21 protein-coding genes are annotated in these 17398 nt (G+C 62.3%); 9 read left to right on the plus strand and 12 right to left on the minus strand.

Annotated features, from left to right (window positions below; translation table 11 throughout):
• Window position 1: 1 nt before the first annotated feature.
• From ABH939_RS02305 to ABH939_RS02320, 4 genes are all read right to left on the minus strand, one after another.
• A complete protein-coding gene (locus ABH939_RS02305; protein ID WP_404649267.1) occupies window positions 2–1093 on the minus strand; it encodes an alpha/beta fold hydrolase in 1092 nt (363 codons plus the stop codon).
• 170 nt (window positions 1094–1263) lie between these two features.
• The gene (locus ABH939_RS02310; protein ID WP_030535220.1) at window positions 1264–1890 is read right to left on the minus strand and encodes a superoxide dismutase; all 627 of its coding nucleotides are present in this window, start codon (window positions 1888–1890) and stop codon (window positions 1264–1266) included.
• The gene (locus ABH939_RS02315; RefSeq protein WP_161120086.1) at window positions 1883–2455 is read right to left on the minus strand and encodes a flavin reductase family protein; all 573 of its coding nucleotides are present in this window, start codon (window positions 2453–2455) and stop codon (window positions 1883–1885) included. Before ABH939_RS02315 ends, ABH939_RS02310 begins: the two co-directional genes overlap by 8 nt.
• Window positions 2456–2560: 105 nt before the next feature.
• Window positions 2561–3406 (minus strand): LLM class F420-dependent oxidoreductase, encoded by an 846-nt coding sequence (locus ABH939_RS02320; protein WP_404649268.1) that lies wholly within the window; start codon window positions 3404–3406, stop codon window positions 2561–2563.
• Window positions 3407–3494: 88 nt separating this feature from the next.
• On the opposite strand from ABH939_RS02320, the gene ABH939_RS02325 reads away from it, so the two are divergent.
• The 5 genes from ABH939_RS02325 (at window position 3495) to ABH939_RS02345 (ending at window position 7740) form a co-directional block, all read left to right on the plus strand.
• The gene (locus ABH939_RS02325; protein WP_007733782.1) at window positions 3495–4421 is read left to right on the plus strand and encodes a bifunctional 2-polyprenyl-6-hydroxyphenol methylase/3-demethylubiquinol 3-O-methyltransferase UbiG; all 927 of its coding nucleotides are present in this window, start codon (window positions 3495–3497) and stop codon (window positions 4419–4421) included.
• A 244-nt stretch (window positions 4422–4665) separates the two neighbouring features.
• Window positions 4666–5523 carry an ABC transporter permease gene (locus ABH939_RS02330; protein WP_003939782.1) on the plus strand — a complete coding sequence of 286 codons (858 nt, stop codon included), beginning with the start codon at window positions 4666–4668 and terminating at the stop codon, window positions 5521–5523.
• Entirely contained in the window at window positions 5520–6620 is a 1101-nt protein-coding gene (locus ABH939_RS02335) for an aliphatic sulfonate ABC transporter substrate-binding protein (protein ID WP_003939802.1), read from the plus strand. The genes ABH939_RS02330 and ABH939_RS02335 overlap by 4 nt, the downstream gene beginning before the upstream one ends.
• A complete protein-coding gene (locus ABH939_RS02340) occupies window positions 6604–7431 on the plus strand; it encodes an ABC transporter ATP-binding protein (protein WP_404649269.1) in 828 nt (275 codons plus the stop codon). The genes ABH939_RS02335 and ABH939_RS02340 overlap by 17 nt, the downstream gene beginning before the upstream one ends.
• A gap of 81 nt (window positions 7432–7512) precedes the next feature.
• On the plus strand, window positions 7513–7740 hold the full coding sequence (locus ABH939_RS02345) for a hypothetical protein (RefSeq protein ID WP_007733785.1): 228 nt from the start codon (window positions 7513–7515) through the stop codon (window positions 7738–7740).
• A gap of 57 nt (window positions 7741–7797) precedes the next feature.
• On the opposite strand, the gene ABH939_RS02350 is transcribed toward ABH939_RS02345, so the two are convergent.
• From ABH939_RS02350 to ABH939_RS02375, 6 genes are all read right to left on the minus strand, one after another.
• Window positions 7798–7986, minus strand: a complete 189-nt coding sequence (locus ABH939_RS02350) for a helix-turn-helix transcriptional regulator (RefSeq protein ID WP_003940277.1) — start codon at window positions 7984–7986, stop codon at window positions 7798–7800.
• Window positions 7986–8405, minus strand: a complete 420-nt coding sequence (locus ABH939_RS02355) for a hypothetical protein (protein ID WP_404649270.1) — start codon at window positions 8403–8405, stop codon at window positions 7986–7988. The genes ABH939_RS02350 and ABH939_RS02355 overlap by 1 nt, the downstream gene beginning before the upstream one ends.
• A gap of 90 nt (window positions 8406–8495) precedes the next feature.
• Window positions 8496–9014, minus strand: coding sequence for a GNAT family N-acetyltransferase (locus ABH939_RS02360; protein ID WP_003940356.1), 519 nt, complete (start codon window positions 9012–9014; stop codon window positions 8496–8498).
• Between the two features lie 19 nt (window positions 9015–9033).
• Window positions 9034–9912: an SDR family oxidoreductase gene (locus ABH939_RS02365; protein WP_404649271.1), complete on the minus strand. Its 879-nt coding sequence runs from the start codon at window positions 9910–9912 to the stop codon at window positions 9034–9036.
• The gene (locus ABH939_RS02370; protein ID WP_054187715.1) at window positions 9909–11441 is read right to left on the minus strand and encodes an NAD(P)/FAD-dependent oxidoreductase; all 1533 of its coding nucleotides are present in this window, start codon (window positions 11439–11441) and stop codon (window positions 9909–9911) included. Before ABH939_RS02370 ends, ABH939_RS02365 begins: the two co-directional genes overlap by 4 nt.
• Before the next feature lie 13 nt (window positions 11442–11454).
• On the minus strand, window positions 11455–12459 hold the full coding sequence (locus ABH939_RS02375; protein WP_042451435.1) for a patatin-like phospholipase family protein: 1005 nt from the start codon (window positions 12457–12459) through the stop codon (window positions 11455–11457).
• Window positions 12460–12589: 130 nt separating this feature from the next.
• Between ABH939_RS02375 and ABH939_RS02380 the strand changes: the two genes are divergently transcribed.
• The gene (locus ABH939_RS02380) at window positions 12590–13180 is read left to right on the plus strand and encodes a TetR/AcrR family transcriptional regulator (RefSeq protein ID WP_030535226.1); all 591 of its coding nucleotides are present in this window, start codon (window positions 12590–12592) and stop codon (window positions 13178–13180) included.
• Here ABH939_RS02380 and ABH939_RS02385 read toward each other — a convergent pair.
• On the minus strand, window positions 13116–14240 hold the full coding sequence (locus ABH939_RS02385; protein WP_404649272.1) for an alpha/beta hydrolase fold domain-containing protein: 1125 nt from the start codon (window positions 14238–14240) through the stop codon (window positions 13116–13118). The two genes, ABH939_RS02380 and ABH939_RS02385, sit on opposite strands and share 65 nt — an antisense overlap.
• Before the next feature lie 19 nt (window positions 14241–14259).
• Between ABH939_RS02385 and ABH939_RS02390 the strand changes: the two genes are divergently transcribed.
• Genes ABH939_RS02390 through ABH939_RS02400 form a run of 3 tightly spaced genes read left to right on the plus strand, consistent with a single transcriptional unit; the run spans window position 14260 to window position 16282 of the window.
• On the plus strand, window positions 14260–15024 hold the full coding sequence (locus ABH939_RS02390) for an MBL fold metallo-hydrolase (RefSeq protein ID WP_042922301.1): 765 nt from the start codon (window positions 14260–14262) through the stop codon (window positions 15022–15024).
• A complete protein-coding gene (locus tag ABH939_RS02395) occupies window positions 15021–15680 on the plus strand; it encodes an alpha/beta fold hydrolase (RefSeq protein WP_058037738.1) in 660 nt (219 codons plus the stop codon). Before ABH939_RS02390 ends, ABH939_RS02395 begins: the two co-directional genes overlap by 4 nt.
• 50 nt (window positions 15681–15730) lie before the next feature.
• Window positions 15731–16282 carry an SRPBCC family protein gene (locus tag ABH939_RS02400; RefSeq protein WP_003940599.1) on the plus strand — a complete coding sequence of 184 codons (552 nt, stop codon included), beginning with the start codon at window positions 15731–15733 and terminating at the stop codon, window positions 16280–16282.
• A gap of 4 nt (window positions 16283–16286) precedes the next feature.
• Here the strand turns inward: ABH939_RS02400 and ABH939_RS02405 are convergent, their stop codons facing one another.
• Window positions 16287–17357 carry a LacI family DNA-binding transcriptional regulator gene (locus ABH939_RS02405; protein ID WP_064073436.1) on the minus strand — a complete coding sequence of 357 codons (1071 nt, stop codon included), beginning with the start codon at window positions 17355–17357 and terminating at the stop codon, window positions 16287–16289.
• Window positions 17358–17398 lie beyond the last annotated feature (41 nt).

The raw sequence follows: 17398 nt of genomic DNA on the forward strand, positions 1-17398 counted from the left end.
TTTAGCTGGTCGAAACCAACTGCGGTGCATTCTCTTTCAAGAATTCGTCGATGTGCGCCCAGGTGGAGTCTCTCGCGGTGGGGCCGGCAACGAGCCCGAGGTGACTTCCCGGCGCCTTCTCGAACCGGACCGACGGCGCTCCGGTGAGGACCGACGTGATCGCTTCCACCGAAGCGATGGGTGCAATCACGTCAGTGGTGCCGCCGATCGCGAGAACGGGAACGCTCAGAGCTGACAGTTTGATCTCGCGTCCGGCAAGCGTGACGGCGTCGTTGTAGAGATTGTTGCCGAGCATGAGTTGTTCGCAGATCTGCTGAAAAGCCTTGCCAGGGTATCCAGGCATGGCTGCCATGAACTTGTCTATCGATTCCATGCGAGCCAGTGTCTCGGTGTTGTGGAGGTTGCGCATGATGAACCATGGCTTGAGAACTTCGCGCTGCAACGCCGTCACCTTGTAACTCGCCTGAACGAGTGGAGCAGGTAGTCCGCCGACAAGATTGGTCGCGGACGTGAGTGGGGTGTCGCCCGTGTATTTGCCGATCAGCCTCAAGGGGCTGATAGCGGGAATCTTCGTGTAATCGATTGGCGTTCCGATTGCCGTGATCGATGCGATCGGCAGGTCGGAGTGAGCGGAGCCCGTGAGCAGAGACATGGTCCCGCCGAGGCTCCACCCGATCAGCGAAACCGGTGCGCCGTCATGTAGGTCCGAGATCGTACGGATCGCTTTCGGGATGATGTCGTCGACCCAGGCCTCGAAACCCATCCCGCGGTCGGAGTACCGCATGGTCCCGTAGTCGAGGAGGTAGGGCGTGTTCGCCCCATCCAGTAGGTGCGCGGCGAGGCTTTGGCCCGCACGAAGGTCGTAACAGTCGGCTGAAACCGCGAGGGGCGGTACGAGGAGAACCGGATTACCTCTTGGCCTCCACAATGCGCCGAAGCGATACAGATCGCGGTGTGGACCTTCGCTGATCAGTACGGACGGGGTGCGTTCGGTCTTCTCGACACCGTCGCCGAACGAGAGTCCCCATGCATTGCGTGCTGCGGTGTCCAGCGTCGGACGCCACGTCGCGATCAAACCACTGATATCGAGCACTGGTTCCCCTCGGAGTCGAATCGGCGGACGGCCGAGTCAGCCGCGCTCGGTGTATGTTACCTGCCTTCACATACATCGATCTCGGGGGTGTAAAAACCCAGCTCGGCAACGGAGCCACCGTGCCGAGCTGGGCTGATCGGGGTGATATGGCAGTGATCGGGTGGGGACGATCAGGCGGGGACGATCAAGCCCGTCGCCGCTGTGGCCGTCGCGTATCGCTGTGCAACGTCTTCCCAGTTGATGACGTTCCAGTAGGCCTTCACGTAGTCGGCCTTGACGTTCTTGTACTGCAGGTAGAAAGCGTGCTCCCACATGTCGAGCATGAGCAACGGAACGATACCGATGCTGATGTTGCCTTGCTGGTCGGTGAGCTGCTCGATGACCAGGCGCTGCCCGACCGTGTCGTAGGCCAGTACCGCCCAGCCGGACCCCTGCAAAGTGGTTGCTACAGCGGAGAAGTGGTTGACGAATGCGTCGAAGGTGCCGAAGTGCTCGTCGATTGCGGCTGCCAACTCGCCCTCTGGCCGCTCACCGCCGTTGGGGGAGAGGTTCTTCCAGAAGATGGAGTGATTGGTGTGGCCGCCGAGGTGGAAGGCGAGGTTCTTGCTGAGCAGCGGCGCCTTCGCGGTGATCGTGCCGTCTTCGCGCGCAGCAGCCAACTGCTCGATTGCGCTGTTGGCGCCCGCCACGTACGTGGCGTGGTGCTTGCTGTGGTGCAGTTCCATGATCTCGCCGGAGATGTGCGGTTCGAGAGCGGCGTAGTCGTAATCCAGTTCGGGGAGAACGTATTCAGTCATGTGACATGCCTTCCTTTGAGGAAATGTTGTGAGTCGAGAGATTTCGATAGGTTCGATTGTGATAGACGAGCGGCGCTGACATGTGCTGCGGATCGATGACGTCGACGACGCGTGCAGTGACGATCACTGCGGCGCCACATGTAGTGGCATTCAAGGGAACCGCACGCAGGGCGTGGCCTGTCCCATGTAGGAACGGTTCACCCGTCGAGAGAAACGACCAGGGCATATCGTCTCCGAAGCGCACAGCGCCGCGGGTTGCGAACGTGGAAGCCAGTCGTTCGTTCGCCGAATTTGCCAGGTGAACAACAAAACTGCGGGCGGAAGCGATGACGCTCGCAGAGCCTCGCAACGACTGCAGTGAAAACGCCAGAACTGCAGGATCGGCGCTGATCGAGATCACCGACGACGACGTGATGCCGGCCGGGCCGTCATCGCCCGTTGCGGTGATGATCGAGACGCCGGCGGGATGGTTCCGGAACGCATCGACGAAGGAGTTTCGGATGGACGGCTCCGCATCAACAGAGTCGTCCGAAACAGATTGGGTGCCAACCAGTTTTGTGGTCACTCCTCGCCCCTCTTCTGTCTCGGGTTTTGCTGCCGTTGCACTGTCTTGTGCAATACCGACGTTAAAACCTCGAGTGCAGTTGAGGTCAAGATGCTGTGGCGGACCTCACCGTCCGAGCTTGGCTGCCAGACGTTCCATGTATCCGACAACCTCTTCGGGGCTCTTGTCCGGAGTGCCGAACATTGCTTCGGTGACACCGATGTCTGCCCAGTGGGCGAGCTTCTCCGAATCGGGTTTGCCTGCCAGGACGGTTATTTCAGGCTCGCCGACTCTACCTGCTTCGGCCCAGATCTTTCGGAGCAGTTCCACGTTTCCGTCGATCTCCTGCTCGATGGGTGTGGTGATCCACCCGTCGGCAGACTTTGCGATCCACTTGAAAGTCTTCTCGTTGCCGCCGCCGCCCAAGAGGATGGGAGGACGGGGCTTCTGAACTGGTTTGGGCCACGCCCAGCTGGGTCCGTACTTCACGAATTGGCCGTCGTACGACGCTTCTTCCTTCGACCACAGTTCGCCCATGGCTTCGAGATACTCGCGGAGTGCGGTCCGGCGTTTGTTGGGCGGTACGCCGTGGTCGGCGAGTTCCTCTGCATTCCAGCCGAATCCGACGCCGAAGACCACGCGTCCGCCGGAAAGATGGTCCAGCGATGCGATGGTTTTCGCGAGAGTGATCGGATCGTGTTCGAGGGGGAGGGCCACGGAGGTGCCCAATCGGATGGTGTTCGTGACCGACGCGGCGGTGCCGAGGGCAACCCAGGGGTCGAGTGTGCGCATGTAACGGTCGTCGGGCAATTCGGCCGACTGGGTTCCGGGGTGATCGGAATCCCTCGAGACGGGGATGTGAGTGTGCTCCGGAACGTAAAAGGCGTCGAATCCATTCGCCTCCGCAGCCTTTGCTGCATCGGCAGGGCGGATGCCGCGATCACTGGTGAACAGGCTGAGTCCGTAGCGCACTGGTTCTCCTTCGATGGTCCGTCGAAAAACTGTAACCTGTTGCATCTTCGTTCGGATAGGTTTCCAGCCCAGTAAATCGATTGCCGACGTGACCGGGGACGTGGTGAACTCGGGCGGACTTGTTGTGGGTCGAGAAGTGGATGCAGTAGAGGTGGATGCAGTAGTGATGGATGCAGCGGAGATGAATCGGTTGTCGTGGAATGCGGCGACCGTCGCTCACAACAGTCACAAAGGAGACCAGGCACAGTTCTTTCGCAACGGCGGGTCGACCTTGTATCCGGAAGAACTGGCGCTGCTCGGCGAGATCGACGGCTCCTCGATTCTTCATCTGCAGTGCAATTCCGGTCAGGATTCGTTGAGTTTGGCCGCTCTCGGTGCCGCGGTGACCGGCGTCGACATCGCGGATTCCGCGATCGACTTCGCCCGAACCTTGTCCGCGGAATCCGGAATTGCCGCCGATTTCGAGCGTGCCGATGTATCTGCGTGGCTCCGCGCTGCTGCCGCTGGCCAGAGAAAGTTCGACCGAGTCTTTTCTTCGTACGGAACGGTGATCTGGTTACCCGATCTCGACGAGTGGGCCGAGGGGATTGCCGGTGTTCTCGCGCCGAACGGTCGATTCGTTCTGGTGGAGTTTCATCCGTTTGCCATGTGTTTCGACGAGAAGTGGTCGCTGACATACCCGTACGGAGGCGGGACTCCCGTGACCGAACCCCGTGGCGTGGGCGACTACGTGGCAGATTCGGCCGATCTCATCTTGCCAGGCGCTGAGGGAAACGGAGTCGAGAACTTCGAAAATCCTTTCCCCTCATGTGAATTCAACTGGTCCATTTCCGAGGTGCTAGGAGCTTTGCGGCGCGCCGGATTGACGCTCGAGTCCTTCGACGAGTACCCGTACGCCAACGGTTGGCAAGGATTCGAGGAGATGGCTGAACTCGGCGGCAAGCGTTGGGGAGTCCCGGCCGGACGACCCGAGATCCCGCTCATGTATTCGCTGTCGGTTCGCTTGGCCGACTGACGCCTATTTCCCCCGCATTTGCGGGTAATTGCAGACACAGGTAGTAATTACCCCCATGCCCTCGACGCCACTGACACGACGCATCGCCGTCGACCTGTGCCGTCTTGGTGCCAACTGCTGTTGCTGTTGATTCCTTCCGACTCTCCTGAGTGAGAATGGCGCCGCTCTGTGCGCCTTCGCCCCTGCATATGCGCCCGTTGCTGCATGTGTGCCGGAATTTTCCGTACGTCGAGGAAGAACAGCGATGTCGACTCCTGTCGAAGCAATAGAACCAACATCAGTCACGGAACCGAACCGTGAGCCGCGTCGGCCGTGGACTTCGAGTGCGACCACTGTCGGACTGCCGGTGCTTTCCGTGATCGCATTCTTGGCCCTGTGGCAGGTCGCTGCCGCGAGCGGCACCTGGAGTGAGACCTTCGTGCCGTTCCCGAGCACGGTCTGGCATGCCTTCGTCAACACGATGACCACGCACGACGGAGTGCGCGGCTACCAGGGCTACCTGCTCTGGGAGCACCTCTACATGACGCTGCGACGGGTACTGGTCGGTGTGATCATCGGCGTCGGATTGGGCGTGATCCTCGGTTTGGCCATGGGATCGGTGACATGGCTGCGGAGCCTGCTCGAACCGTGGTTGACGTTCCTGCGCGCACTGCCGCCCCTGGCGTATTTCTTCCTGCTGGTGATCTGGCTGGGAATCGACGAGGCGCCGAAGATTACATTGCTGGCGCTCGCTGCTCTTCCGCCGGCAGCGGTGGCCACCACAGCTGCTGTGGTCGCGGCGCCGGTCGGACTGGTCGAAGCGGCCAGGGCCCTGGGAGCCTCACGGGCGCAGGTGATCCGGGACGTCGTCGTCCCGTCGGCCTTACCGGAAACTTTCACGGGCATTCGGCTGTCGGTGGGTATGGCGTACTCGTCGGTGGTCGCGGCCGAACTGTTCAACGGCATCCCCGGAATCGGCGGAATGGTCAAGGATGCAAGCAATTACAACAACACACCGGTCGTGCTGGTGGGGATCTTTGCCATCGGATTCTCCGGCCTGATCATCGACGGACTGCTGCGGGCTGCAGAGCGCCGCGCCGTTCCCTGGAGGGGAAAAGTATGACTGACAATCAGAAACACGCCAGCAGCAATCTGAAGCGCAGCAGTAATTCGACGCGCAATGAAGGAAGGGCTGCCCGGACGGCGTTCACGGTGCTGATCGGCGTCCTTGCCCTTGTTCTCGGTGCGTGCTCGGTTGATCATTCGGGCCAGGATTCGTCCAAGGAAACGATCCGTATCGCTTACCAGTCGTTCCCGAGCGGCGACTTGATAGTCAAGAACAATCGCTGGCTCGAAGACGCACTGCCCGAGTACAACGTGAAGTGGACGAAGTTCGATTCGGGAGCCGACATCAACACCGCCTTCATCGCCGGTGAAATCGATTTCGGCGCAATCGGTTCGAGTCCGGTTGCTCGTGGACTCTCGGCACCGCTGAACATTCCGTATCAGGTCGCGTTTGTTCTGGACGTGGCCGGCGACAACGAAGCCCTGGTGGCGCGCAACGCAACCGGAATCAAGACCGTCGCAGATCTGCGCGGCAAGAAAGTGGCCACGGCATTCGCCTCGACCGCGCACTACAGTCTGCTGGCAGCGCTGAACCAGGCCGGACTCAGTGCCGACGACGTCCAATTGGTGGATCTCCAGCCGCAAGCATCCCTCGCAGCCTGGCAGCGCGGTGACATCGATGCCGTCTACACCTGGCTGCCCACGCTCGACGAACTCCGTAAGGACGGAACACAGTTGATCGCCAGCCGTGAGCTCGCGACAGCAGGAAAGCCGACACTCGATCTTGGTGTGGTGTCGACTGCGTTTGCCAAGGATCACCCCGAGATCGTCGACACCTGGCGCCAGGTTCAGGCCCGCGCGCTCACGACGATCGCCACTGATCCGAACGCGGCAGCGGAAGCTGTTGCCGCACAATTAGGCGCCTCGAAGGAAGACGCGGCAGCGCAGTTGAAACAGGGTGTGTTCCTCACTCCGGAGCAGATCTCCTCGCCGGAATGGTTGGGCACCGAGGGCGCTCCCGGGAATCTGGCAGTGAACCTGCAGAGTGCAGCGCAATTCCTGGCCGAGCAGAAGCAGATCGACAGTGTGCCTGATCTGGCGGTCTTTCAGAATGCCCTCTATGTGAAGGGGCTTCCCGATGTCCTTGACCAGTAGCGTGACCGCACAGCAGGCCTCGGGTGGATTCGCTGCCGACCGCCCGGGCGCGATCCGAATCGACACCGTCTCGCACAGGTACGGCCACGGTCGAGAGTCCGTCACGGCACTCGGGCCCGTATCGATCGACGTCACACCTGGTGAGTTTCTGGTTCTCGTCGGAGCGTCGGGTTGCGGCAAGAGCACATTGCTGCGGCTGATCGCGGGTTTCGAAAGTCCTTCCAGTGGAACGGTTCAGGTCTCCGGATCCGACCCGATTCCCGGGTCGAGTGCGGGAGTGGTGTTTCAGCAGCCACGGCTCTTTCCGTGGAAATCGGTGGGCGGCAACATCGATCTGGCACTCAAATACGCCGGCGTTGCAAAGAGCGAGCGCGGGCGAAGGCGCGACGAGCTTCTCGACCGCGTCGGTCTGGTCGGCACTGCGGACCGGCGTATCTGGGAAATCTCCGGCGGGCAGCAGCAGCGGGTGGCAATTGCTCGTGCCTTGGCGGCCGAAACGTCGTTGCTCCTGTTGGACGAACCCTTTGCCGCGCTGGACGCCCTCACTCGCGAGCGTCTGCAGGAGGACCTGCGCAGTGTCAGTGCCGAATCGGGGCGAACAAGTGTCTTCGTCACTCACAGTGCCGACGAGGCGGCCTTTCTCGGCTCCCGCGTCGTAGTTCTGACAAGCCGACCGGGCAAGGTCGCGCTCGACCTGAAAATCGATCTGCCACGAACCGGCGTCGATCCCGACGATCTCCGAGGCTCACCCGAATACGCGGCATTCCGAGCCGAAGTCGGCCATGCGGTCAAGGTTGCAGCTGCAGCGTAGGTACCCTGCGCGTCGACTACCAGGTGGCCGCGTCGATAATAGGAAGGAGAACGTGCAGGACACGACGAACAAGGAGTGGTCATGGCAACTGAGGTGGAGTCCGGTGACCTCGTGCAGGCAGCCGGCCATGCTGGTCCGTGGACGGTAGTCGAAGTTCGCCAGGGGATGGCGCTGCTCGAACACAGTGACGGGCACAGGTTGTCGCGTCGAACGACGACGTTGACCGTCGTCCGCAAGGGCTCGGGCAAGAAGGCAACGGCCGTCGAAGACGGGAACGACGAAAACGGATCGCCAACTCTGTTCGACTGAAACCGCAGCTCGACTGAAACCGCAGCTCGACTGATCTTCCGTCAGTTCGAGACGGCGTCAGCTGGAGAAAATGTCGTCTACGCGTTTGTCGAAGTATTCGGCGATTCGGAACGCCAGTGACAGGCGTGGGTCGAAGTGTCCCTTCTCGATCGAGATGACGGTCTGGCGTGTGATGCCGAGCGCGTCGGCGCACGCTTGCTGTGACAATCCGGCTGCCGTACGAAGTTCTTGAAGGTTGTTGCGCATCAGATCTCGTCAGATCTCGAATGTGGGGTGCGGTCCCTCGACACTGCCCAGTACCGGATTCCGAAGTCGGCCAGACCGAGGGCTGTAAACATTACGAGCGGCAGTTCGGGAGCGCCGAAGACATTGTGCGCGATCAGCGCGATCCCCATGGCAGTGATCAAGTCGGTGAACGCGCCGAAGCCGGCCTTGCGACTCCATTCTGTTTCGACGGTGTCCTCGGGGTAGGCGGGGGCCTTGTCGTTCTCCGATGGAAAAAGGGCCCACGCCGACCCGATACAAGCCGGTGCCAGGACGATTGCGAAGACGATGAAGGCCAACGTCTTCCGATCATCGGCGGTCAATGCTGCAAAAAAGCTGAAGGCTAGCGTTGCTGCGACGCCGATACCGATGATCAGGCTCCACCGTGCCGTGGTGCTCATGAAGCCTCCCAGGTGTAAGAGTTCTTTGACATGCCTGAGCGTAGGTCTACGTGCGCTGGATGTCAAAGAACTCTTACATCGCGCTGAGGGTCAAGCGACCCCGAAAGGCGCTGCGTATGAAAACTTCCCCGTCTGATCGGGGCGGTGCGTGGTGAGGGTCCTGATCTGAAAGTGCTCGCCCCACTCGGCTTCCGGAGACTCGATCCCGGCGTCCGTGCTGGTGACGAACCCGAACTGCGGGTAGTACTCGGTGCTGCCCAGGAGGGCGAGCAGTGGCACGTCCAGAGCGTCGGACGCACCGATCACCGCGTGCATCAGCGCCGAACCGACGCCGCTGCGTTGGTTGTCCGGTGTGACTGCCAACGGGCCGAGGCCAACCGCCTCAACGGGACCGACCCATCCGCGTGTTCCGATTACGAAACCAACGATCTCATCACCGGCGACGGCGACAAGGGACAACTTCGGTAAGTAGTCGTTCGAGGCGAAGAGCTGACGTGTCAGTTCGATCTCGTAGGGAGACTCGCCGGGCGGCGCTTGGTCGGCAAACGCCGCCCCGAGCAGTGAATAGATTGCGTCACGGTCGGAAGAAGTTTCGCGGCGGATGTACATGGCCACGAAACTACCCGCTTCATCTCCGATCGTGCTCCTCGTTTTCGGCCTGACGTGCCACTCGCTTTTCGTAGTCCGCACGCCCGTTCGGATCTACCGATGTCAGCGCGCGGCGATCGTCGATCACCCGGCGTCCGATGTTTATCATCCATTCGGGTACTACAGCGTCGATGAGGTCCCAGCCCGCAAGGTAACGCGGAACAGTAGTTTCGGCTCGCCGGTGCGCGACCGTGTCGACGACAGCTTCGGCCACGACCTCGGGTTCAACCGTCGGCATGCCCTTTCCGAGTGGCACACCGGAGGAGAGCCCGGTGCGCACCGCGCTGGGCAGGATGGCGCTGACGCTGACGCCGGAATCTGCGAATTCGACACGAGCAGAGGCGGAAAGGCCCACCGCACCGAACTTGCTTGCGTTGTACACGGCCATTCCTGGCACCGGTAGCTTGCCTGCCATGGATGCGATGTTGACGACGTGGCCGCGTCGCCGATCCACCATGCCGGGCAGCACGGTGCGCATCCCGTGAATCGGGCCCCAGACATTGACGTCGAGGGTTACTCGACTGGTGGCGTCGGACTCGTCGAGGAAGCTGCCGAGCGGCATCACGCCCGCATTGTTGACCAGAATGTCGATGTGACCGAATTCGCCGATCACTGTGGAGACGAACACATCCCAGGATTCGCGTGAGGTGACGTCCAGAGCGTACCCGCGGACCCGTGCGCCGATGGATGCGGCGGTGTCGACGGCCGTCTCCTCGTCGAGGTCGCCGACGCAGACGAGTGCGCCGCGAGCTGCGAACAACTCCGCTGTGGCCCGGCCGATTCCGCGGCCACCTCCGGAGATGACGACGACTGCTCCGTCGAGATCGATCGGCGGGTAGGTGGTGCCGAAAAGGCTCATGTGGTGTACTCCGGTTCGGGGGTGGTGGTGGGCTCAGCGGGGGTGTCGTCTGACGCAGGGTTGTCGGACAGCGTGTGGTTGTAGGCGTATGGATCGAAGGCCCGTAGCCGTCGACGCATGGCTCCTGACGACCACGGCCAGTTGAAGCTGTTGCGGCCGTTGACGTCGAAGAAATAGCTTTCGCAACCACCGGCGTTGTAGACTGTGGTACCCAATGCCTCCTGAACTTGAGAGTTGAAGGCTGCCTGTACTTCCGGGCGCACGTCGATGGTTTTCCAGCCGTGCCGACGAGCGTGGCCGATCGCCTGTGCCACATAGTTCAGTTGGGCTTCCAGAATCATGAAGGCCGACGTGTGTCCGGTGCCGAGGCTCGGGCCCAGCAGAATGAACGCGTTGGGGAATCCGCTGACGGCGGAACCGAAGTACGCCCGCGGGCTTCCCTGCCAATGATCGTCGAGTGATCGACCTTCTCCGTCGAATACCTTTGATGCAATGGGCATGTCGAGGATGTGGAAGCCCGTTCCGAAGATGATCGCGTCCACTTCCGATTCCACTCCGTCGGCTCCGATCACGGTGTTGCCGTGGATCTCTTCGACTGCGTTGGCATGGACGGTCACGTTGGGTCTGCCGAGGGCCGGGTAGTACGAGTTCGACATGAGTAGTCGCTTGCAACCGAGGGTGTAGTCGGGAGTCAGCGCCTTGCGTAGCTTCGGATCGCGCACCTGCAAGCGCAATTGGGCCGACCCGAGTTTCTGCACGATACGCAGGATCCACGGATTGCGGAACCCCAATCCAAGCGCTTCCATGATTCCGTATTCGATGCTGCGTAGAGCCTTGTGCGCTCCCGGTACGAATCGCATGACGGACCTTTCGATCCGCGGTACGTAGTGATCGGGTTTGGGAAGGACCCATTGAGCGGTGCGTTGGTAAAGGTGAAGGGCGGACACGTCGGAGACGATGCGCGGCACGAATTGGACTGCGGAAGCGCCGGTACCTACGACGGCGACGCGCTTTCCGGTCAAGTCGTAGTCGTGATTCCACTGCGAGGAATGAAACACCTCGCCCTCGAACGTTTCCAGCCCGGGAATCGCCGGCGTCAGGGGTTCGTTCCACGGGCCGGCGGCGGCTATCACGAAACGAGCAGTGAGTTCACCGCTGGAAGTTGTTATCTTCCAGAGTGATTGCGATGCGTCCCACTGTGCGGAGAGCATTTCTACCCCGAAGCGAACGTGCTTGTCGACCCCGTGGCGGACGGCCGTGTCCTCGATGTACTCGCGGATCTCCGGCTGCTCCGCGAACAGTCGGGTCCAATCCGGATTGGCGGCAAAGGAATACGAGTACAGGCCGGACGGGACGTCGCAGGCACAACCGGGATAGGTGTTGGCGCGCCAGGTGCCGCCGAGGGAGTCCGCTTTCTCGAGCAGGACAAAATTGTCGATCCCGAGGCGCTGCAGGTGAATTGCGGCACCGATCCCGGAGATCCCGCCACCGATGATCACGACCTCGAAGTGGTCAGTTCTGTTGTTCACTGAGTCTGCGCTTTCACTGGTGGGACGGGGTGGAGTGGAACGGGCGCGCATCGAGTTCGCGTTTCACGCTCGCACGTGTTGTACGTAGGGATGATTCGAAGGTGGCGAGCCGCCGTCGGCCGTCCATGAAGTTGGCGCCCATGACGGCGAGATCGTCGTCGGTGGCGTCTATGCGCAAGACCCTGGTTCCCGCAGCGCGCACCAGTTCGATTTCCCGGTCGAGGCCCTTGGACATGGAGTTCCGCAGGGCGCCGCGTTCGATACGGGCGGCGCCGCGCGCCGGCTTCAATGTTCGAGATGCCATGGGCGCCAGTACAACCAGCTCGTCGAGTTCGAGGGGGAGCAGGAGGTCTACCGATGCCGTGGACGCCGCGCCGCCGTCGATGTACCTGACGCCGTCGATGGTGACAGGTGGGAACCAGCCGGGAATCGCCCAAGACGCTCGAAGCGCTTCACCGACTGTCGCTTTCGGAGCCCCCTGTGCCCCGAACGCGACCCGTCGCCCGGTTCTGTAGTCCATGGATACCATGTACGCGCACGGATGTGGGAGCCACGAATCGCCAGGGGCGAGAGATTCGGCGAGCGTGGTGAGCCAGGACGGGTCGCCGCCACCACGCGGTGCGATACCGCTCATCCGGCTCAGAACGGGAAGATCTCGACGCGTCACCAGTCGTGGATTGCCGATCCCCAAACTCGGAAGTGGCGGGATTCTTCCGGGCGCCGATGCTGTGTGGGCGAGGAGTTCGGGACGTGCGGCGGGCTCTCCGAGTTGCATGGCTACCAACTCGTCGACGCCGACTCCGCTGCCGAGCATTGTCACGAACTCGGCTCCGGCGGACGTGCCGATGATGGCGGTGGCTTCGCGGGGATCCCAGTCGAGGGCGTCCCGAACCGAGGCGAGGGCAGCAACGGTCCAGGCGAAGCCGAGGGTGCCGCCGCATCCGATTGCCAATCCCCGTCTAGGCGCGCTGTGTCGTCCGGACCCGGGCGCGGTGGTGCCGGTCACTTCTGAAGTCATATTTCGGAGACTATCAGTATCTGAATAACGTGGGTACCCCAAATTTGGGTTTCGGGAGTGCGCCTGCGGTGCGCTTCCGGTATTCGGCTACCGTTGGAATCTCGATACTCAGAACCGCGAGGAGGTTCCGATGGCGCGATTGACCAGGCAGGAAGCGCAGGCGATGACCCGCGAGACCTTGTTGGCGACGGCCGTCGAACATTTCCTCGATCGCGGGTACGCCGCCGCGTCGCTCGATCAGATCGCTGAGGATGCCGGTTATTCCAAAGGTGCGGTGTACTCGAACTTCAAGAACAAGGACGAGTTGTGCGCCGAGGTGCTCGGCCGAATCAGGTTGACCAAGGTCGGCGAGATCACCTCACAGCTCGGAGCCAATTCGACGCTCGACGACGCGGTGGCCGAGTTCGCGCGATGGGCCGAGCGAACCATCGGGGACAAGAGATGGACGTTGCTCGAAGTCGAGTTCTCGGTGCGATCGCGGCACAGCGAAGAGATCCGCGAAAAGATCGCGACGGGTGCCGATCAGGTGCGCGGATTGATTGCCGGAGTGGTGCAACATCTTGCCGAGTCCAACGGCGTGACGCCGGCACTGGACCCGAACGCCGCGGCACTGCGCATACTCAGCGTCGGAATCGGTTTGGGGCTACAGCGTGCGATCAGCCCTGAGCTGCCGGTTGATCCGCTGGTGGATACGTTGCGGGAGATTTTGCTGGGTGGGTGAGTAGAACGCGGAGCATTCCGCCGATCTCGGCGACGGCGGTGCGCGAACTCACGCTCGGTCCCAGAACGTTGACGAAGCCGTGGATGAACCCGCGATAGCGTCGATCGGTCACGTGAACACCGTTGTCGCGCAATCGAGCTGCGTAGGCTTCGCCTTCGTCCTGGAGTGGATCGAATCCCGCCGTGATCACGATGGCCGGCGGCAGTCCGGTCGCGTCGGGGGCGCGTAGCGGCGACACCATCGGATCGAGTCGATCGGCATTGCTGCCGAGGAAGCTGGACTCGTAGAAGTTCATGTTGGCCTCGGTCAGGAAGAAACCTTCACCGAACGTCGTTCGCGAGGGGGCCTTCTCGTGAAAGTCGGTCGCGGGGTAGATCAACAGCTGCGCCGCCGGTGGGGTCTTGCCGTCGTCGCGGGCACGCAGCGCGACCGTTGCGGAAAGATGCCCGCCAGCGCTGTCGCCCCCGACAGCGATGCGCGTCGGGTCTGCGCAGAACTCGTCGGCGCGGTCGACGATATCGAGGTAGGCGGCGTAGGCATCGTGTACCGGTGTGGGGAAAGCGAATTCGGGTGAGAGCCGGTAGTCGACCGAGATGACCCGTGCGCCGGAGGTTTCGGCCAACAGGCGGCACGGGGCATCGTGGGATTCGATGCTGCCCTGTACCCACCCGCCGCCGTGGAAGTAGACGAGCAGAGCGCCGGTGTCGGCTGTCGGGACGTAGAGCCGGGCGCGAAGCGGGCCGTCGGCACCCGAAACGGAGATCTCCTCGGTGTGGACGGGCGTGGGCCTGCCGCCCATCATGATCGCGGTTCGGGTGAGATTGGCGCGAGCAGCGGCGAGTGACTGGGGATCGGTTGAATGCGAGGGGAGTGGCCGCGTCTTCGCGAGCGTGAGCAGAAGGTGTGCGTCGGCGTCGAGCGTGTTGCCCTCGATGACGACGGGTGGTCCGGTGATTCGACGTTTCACCGCGCTGGGCAGTGCGAATGCGGCTGCCACCAAGGATGCTTCGGCGCGATCTCGAATGCTGCGGCTGCTGGCCTGCTTCACGGATTCCGACACGTGGCGCAGACTACCAAGCATGACTACTGCGGCACTGTCGATCACGCAGATCGAGAACACACATCTGGTTCGGTGCGGTCACGCCAATTGGGTCCTGGTCGAAGAGGGGTCCGATCTGACCTTGATCGACGGCGGATATCCGGCCAACGGCACCGACGTCGAACGCTCGATCGAACAGATCGGTCACCAGCTCGGGGATGTTCGGGCAATTCTCGTCACGCACGCGCACATCGATCACATCGGTGGGATCGCGGACATCGTGACTCGGCTCGAGGTTCCGGTCCTGATGGATCCGTTGGAAGTGCCGCATGCGAAGAGGGAGTATCTGCAACAGTTGTCGCCGGCCGGAGTTCCGTTGCTGTTGTGGCGGCGAGGTGCTCCGAAATGGCTTCGCGACGTGATCGGAGTCGGCGCGTTGAAAGGTGCGGAACTGCCTCGGGCACAGTCCTTTGCGTCCGGTGGTGCGCTGGACGTTCCCGGTCGGATCGTGCCGATTCCCACTCATGGGCATACCGACGGCCACAGCGCTTACCTTGTTCCCGACGCAGGAGTGATCGCGTCGGGTGACGCTCTGGTGACCGGACACGCGACGTCGAGTGTCGCCGGACCACAATTTCTGGTGTGCCCCTTCAATCATGACCGTGAAGCGACCGACCAGGCGTTGGACAATATCGCCGGTGCACCTGCCGGCGTGCTGTTTCCCGGACACGGTCCGGTTTACGAGGGCAGCATGACTGCCGCGGTCGAACAGGCCCGAGCGGGTCGGACAAGGATGCGTCCATGACTACTGTCGAAACGGTCGACGAAGGTGCGGTGCACGGTTTCCTTCATCGACCTGCTTCTGTGTCCTTCGCGTCGCCCGTCGCCACGCTTGCACTGACTCACGGCGCGGGAAGTAACTGCGACACCGTGCTGTTGCGTGCTGTTGCCGACGGCTTTGCTGCGGCAGGAGCGCAAGTTCTGCGCTTCGATCTCGCGTTTCGGGTGCGTCGAGCTTCGGGGCCTCCGCATCCGTCGCGTGCTGCGGAGGATCGCGCGGGCATTGCCGAGGTGATTGCTGCTCTTCGCAAGGACTACTCGGTGCCCGGACCCGTTCTGCTCGGCGGACATTCGTACGGCGGTCGGCAGGCGTCGATGCTTGCGGCGGAGAACCCGGGACTTGTCGACGGCCTGGTCCTTCTCTCCTATCCACTGCATCCACCGAAGAAGCCCGAGAAGCTCAGAACCGAACACCTGCCCGAACTGAACACACCGACCGTTGTCGTCCACGGTTCGAAGGACGAGTTTGCGACAACGGAGGAGATGCGGGCAGCACTCGCCTTGATTCCCGCCGCGACGCGTCTGGTGGAGTTCGAAGGAGCTCGACACGACTTGTCCGTGGTGAAATTTCCGGTGGTGGAGGAGACAGTCGCGGCCGCATCGGCGGTGTTTGCGTTCTGAACGCCGAGCGGGCGGTTGCCCGTGTCGGTGGTTCCTGGTGAGATCGAACCATGAGTGCCCAGCCGTATCAGCCCAGTGCCCTGTCCGACGTCACGGTGAGCGTCGACGGTGACGACACAGTCGTCAGCTTTCCTCGGGTGCTGCCGTATTCCGTCGAGAAGGTGTGGGAGGCGATCACCGACCCGGAGATGTTGGCGCAATGGACGCCGTACACCGCCGATCGGAACCTGAGCCGTACCGGTGATGCGGTGATCACCATGCTCACCGAGGACGGCGCCCCCGAAATGTCGCTGCCGGTCACCGTTCACGTCGTGGAGACCACTCGGCGGCTCGAACACGAGTGGGGCCCGGACGAATTGGTGTGGGACCTGACCCCGATCGAAGGCGGTACCCGCGTCGTGCTGACGCAGAGGTCGCGCGCCGAGGGGATGGCGTCGGCGCTCGCTGCGGGGTGGCATCTGTGCTTCGACGTACTCGATGCCCTTCTGGCAGGCGAGCCCTTCGGGCCGATCGTGGGTGAACGGGCGCGCGAGTACGGCTGGGACGCACTCAACTCCGGTTACGCGCGACAGTTGGGCATCGACGAATCTCAGGTCTGGTAGCTGCTCAGAGTTTGTGACTGGCAGGCTTTCTGGTGGAGGCTCGCGCGATCAGTTCGACGGGAAGCTTCACGGATTCGACGTTCTTGCCGGAGATCAGTGCGAGTAGGTGCTCGAGCCCGGTCGCACCGATCTTTCGGGCGGGGGACCTGACCGTCGTCAGGGGCACCGGGAGTTGGGAGACAACCGGAATGTCGTTGTAGCCGACCAACGCAAGATCGTCGGGAATGCTCAACCCGAGATCACGGGCCACACCGAGTACGCCGATCGCGATGGTGTCGCTCACCGTGAAAACGGCGTCAGGGCGCGTGTTCCCGCTGAGCAGTGTGGCCGCCGCATCGACACCCCCTTGAACTTCGAACTCGGACGCCACTATTCGGTTCGGCGGCAGTTCCAGACCGGCTTCGGCCAGGGCATCGCGGAAACCCGCGACGCGTTCCCTCGACGTGCTGGCGTGATCCGGCCCCGCGATCACTCCGAGATCGCGATAGCCGCAGTCCAGTAGATGCTTCCCCGCGAGGTAGCCGCCGAGGCGGTCGTCGCCGCTGACAAAGGGAAGGCTTCGGTTGACGGATGACGTCGCCGAGTCGATGTGCCGGTTCAGCAGCAGGATCGGCAGTGAGCGCAGGGGGAGCGAGTCGACGAAATCGGTACCCGGCAGGTGGATGCTGCTCAGCATGAGACCGTCGACCTGTCGGCTCACCAGGAACTCGACCGCTTTGCGTTGCGCTTCCAGATCGTCGGGCGGGCTGGAGAGCAAGACGGAGTACCCGGCTGCGGTGGCGGCTTCCTCGATGCCTTGGAACATGGTGGCCACTACAACGTCTGTCAGTCTCGGCATCACGACGCCGATGGTGGTGGTCTTGCGGGTACGCAGGCTGGCTGCCCACAGGTTCGGTTGGTAACCGAGTTCCTCGGCAACCTGACGAACCCGGAGTGCGGAGTCGGACCAGCCGTCGGCGGGCTCGGGCTGACGGAGGACCCGCGACGCCGTCGAGATGTGGACCCCGGCCTGGTCGGCGATTTCGCGCAGCGTCGGCGGACGGCCGTTGCTGCGGTTCGACGGATCGGGCGTCATCTGCGTCGTGGCTCCTGGTGTGCGTCGGTTCTGAGTTGGTT

The organism is Rhodococcus sp. 27YEA6 (assembly GCF_044908235.1).
In the GTDB taxonomy this organism is placed as follows: domain Bacteria; phylum Actinomycetota; class Actinomycetes; order Mycobacteriales; family Mycobacteriaceae; genus Rhodococcus_F; species Rhodococcus_F qingshengii.

What these genes read in the sequence shown, in the direction of transcription:
- ABH939_RS02310 (WP_030535220.1), bottom strand. Translation starts at nt 1,890, where the DNA reads ATGACTGAATACGTTCTCCCCGAACTGGATTACGACTACGCCGCTCTC.
- ABH939_RS02330 (WP_003939782.1), top strand. Translation starts at nt 4,666, where the DNA reads ATGTCGACTCCTGTCGAAGCAATAGAACCAACATCAGTCACGGAACCG.
- ABH939_RS02335 (WP_003939802.1), top strand. Translation starts at nt 5,520, where the DNA reads ATGACTGACAATCAGAAACACGCCAGCAGCAATCTGAAGCGCAGCAGT.
- ABH939_RS02340 (WP_404649269.1), top strand. Translation starts at nt 6,604, where the DNA reads ATGTCCTTGACCAGTAGCGTGACCGCACAGCAGGCCTCGGGTGGATTC.
- ABH939_RS02345 (WP_007733785.1), top strand. Translation starts at nt 7,513, where the DNA reads ATGGCAACTGAGGTGGAGTCCGGTGACCTCGTGCAGGCAGCCGGCCAT.
- ABH939_RS02350 (WP_003940277.1), bottom strand. Translation starts at nt 7,986, where the DNA reads ATGCGCAACAACCTTCAAGAACTTCGTACGGCAGCCGGATTGTCACAG.
- ABH939_RS02355 (WP_404649270.1), bottom strand. Translation starts at nt 8,405, where the DNA reads ATGAGCACCACGGCACGGTGGAGCCTGATCATCGGTATCGGCGTCGCA.
- ABH939_RS02360 (WP_003940356.1), bottom strand. Translation starts at nt 9,014, where the DNA reads ATGTACATCCGCCGCGAAACTTCTTCCGACCGTGACGCAATCTATTCA.
- ABH939_RS02365 (WP_404649271.1), bottom strand. Translation starts at nt 9,912, where the DNA reads ATGAGCCTTTTCGGCACCACCTACCCGCCGATCGATCTCGACGGAGCA.
- ABH939_RS02375 (WP_042451435.1), bottom strand. Translation starts at nt 12,459, where the DNA reads ATGACTTCAGAAGTGACCGGCACCACCGCGCCCGGGTCCGGACGACAC.
- ABH939_RS02380 (WP_030535226.1), top strand. Translation starts at nt 12,590, where the DNA reads ATGGCGCGATTGACCAGGCAGGAAGCGCAGGCGATGACCCGCGAGACC.
- ABH939_RS02390 (WP_042922301.1), top strand. Translation starts at nt 14,260, where the DNA reads ATGACTACTGCGGCACTGTCGATCACGCAGATCGAGAACACACATCTG.
- ABH939_RS02395 (WP_058037738.1), top strand. Translation starts at nt 15,021, where the DNA reads ATGACTACTGTCGAAACGGTCGACGAAGGTGCGGTGCACGGTTTCCTT.
- ABH939_RS02400 (WP_003940599.1), top strand. Translation starts at nt 15,731, where the DNA reads ATGAGTGCCCAGCCGTATCAGCCCAGTGCCCTGTCCGACGTCACGGTG.
- ABH939_RS02405 (WP_064073436.1), bottom strand. Translation starts at nt 17,357, where the DNA reads ATGACGCCCGATCCGTCGAACCGCAGCAACGGCCGTCCGCCGACGCTG.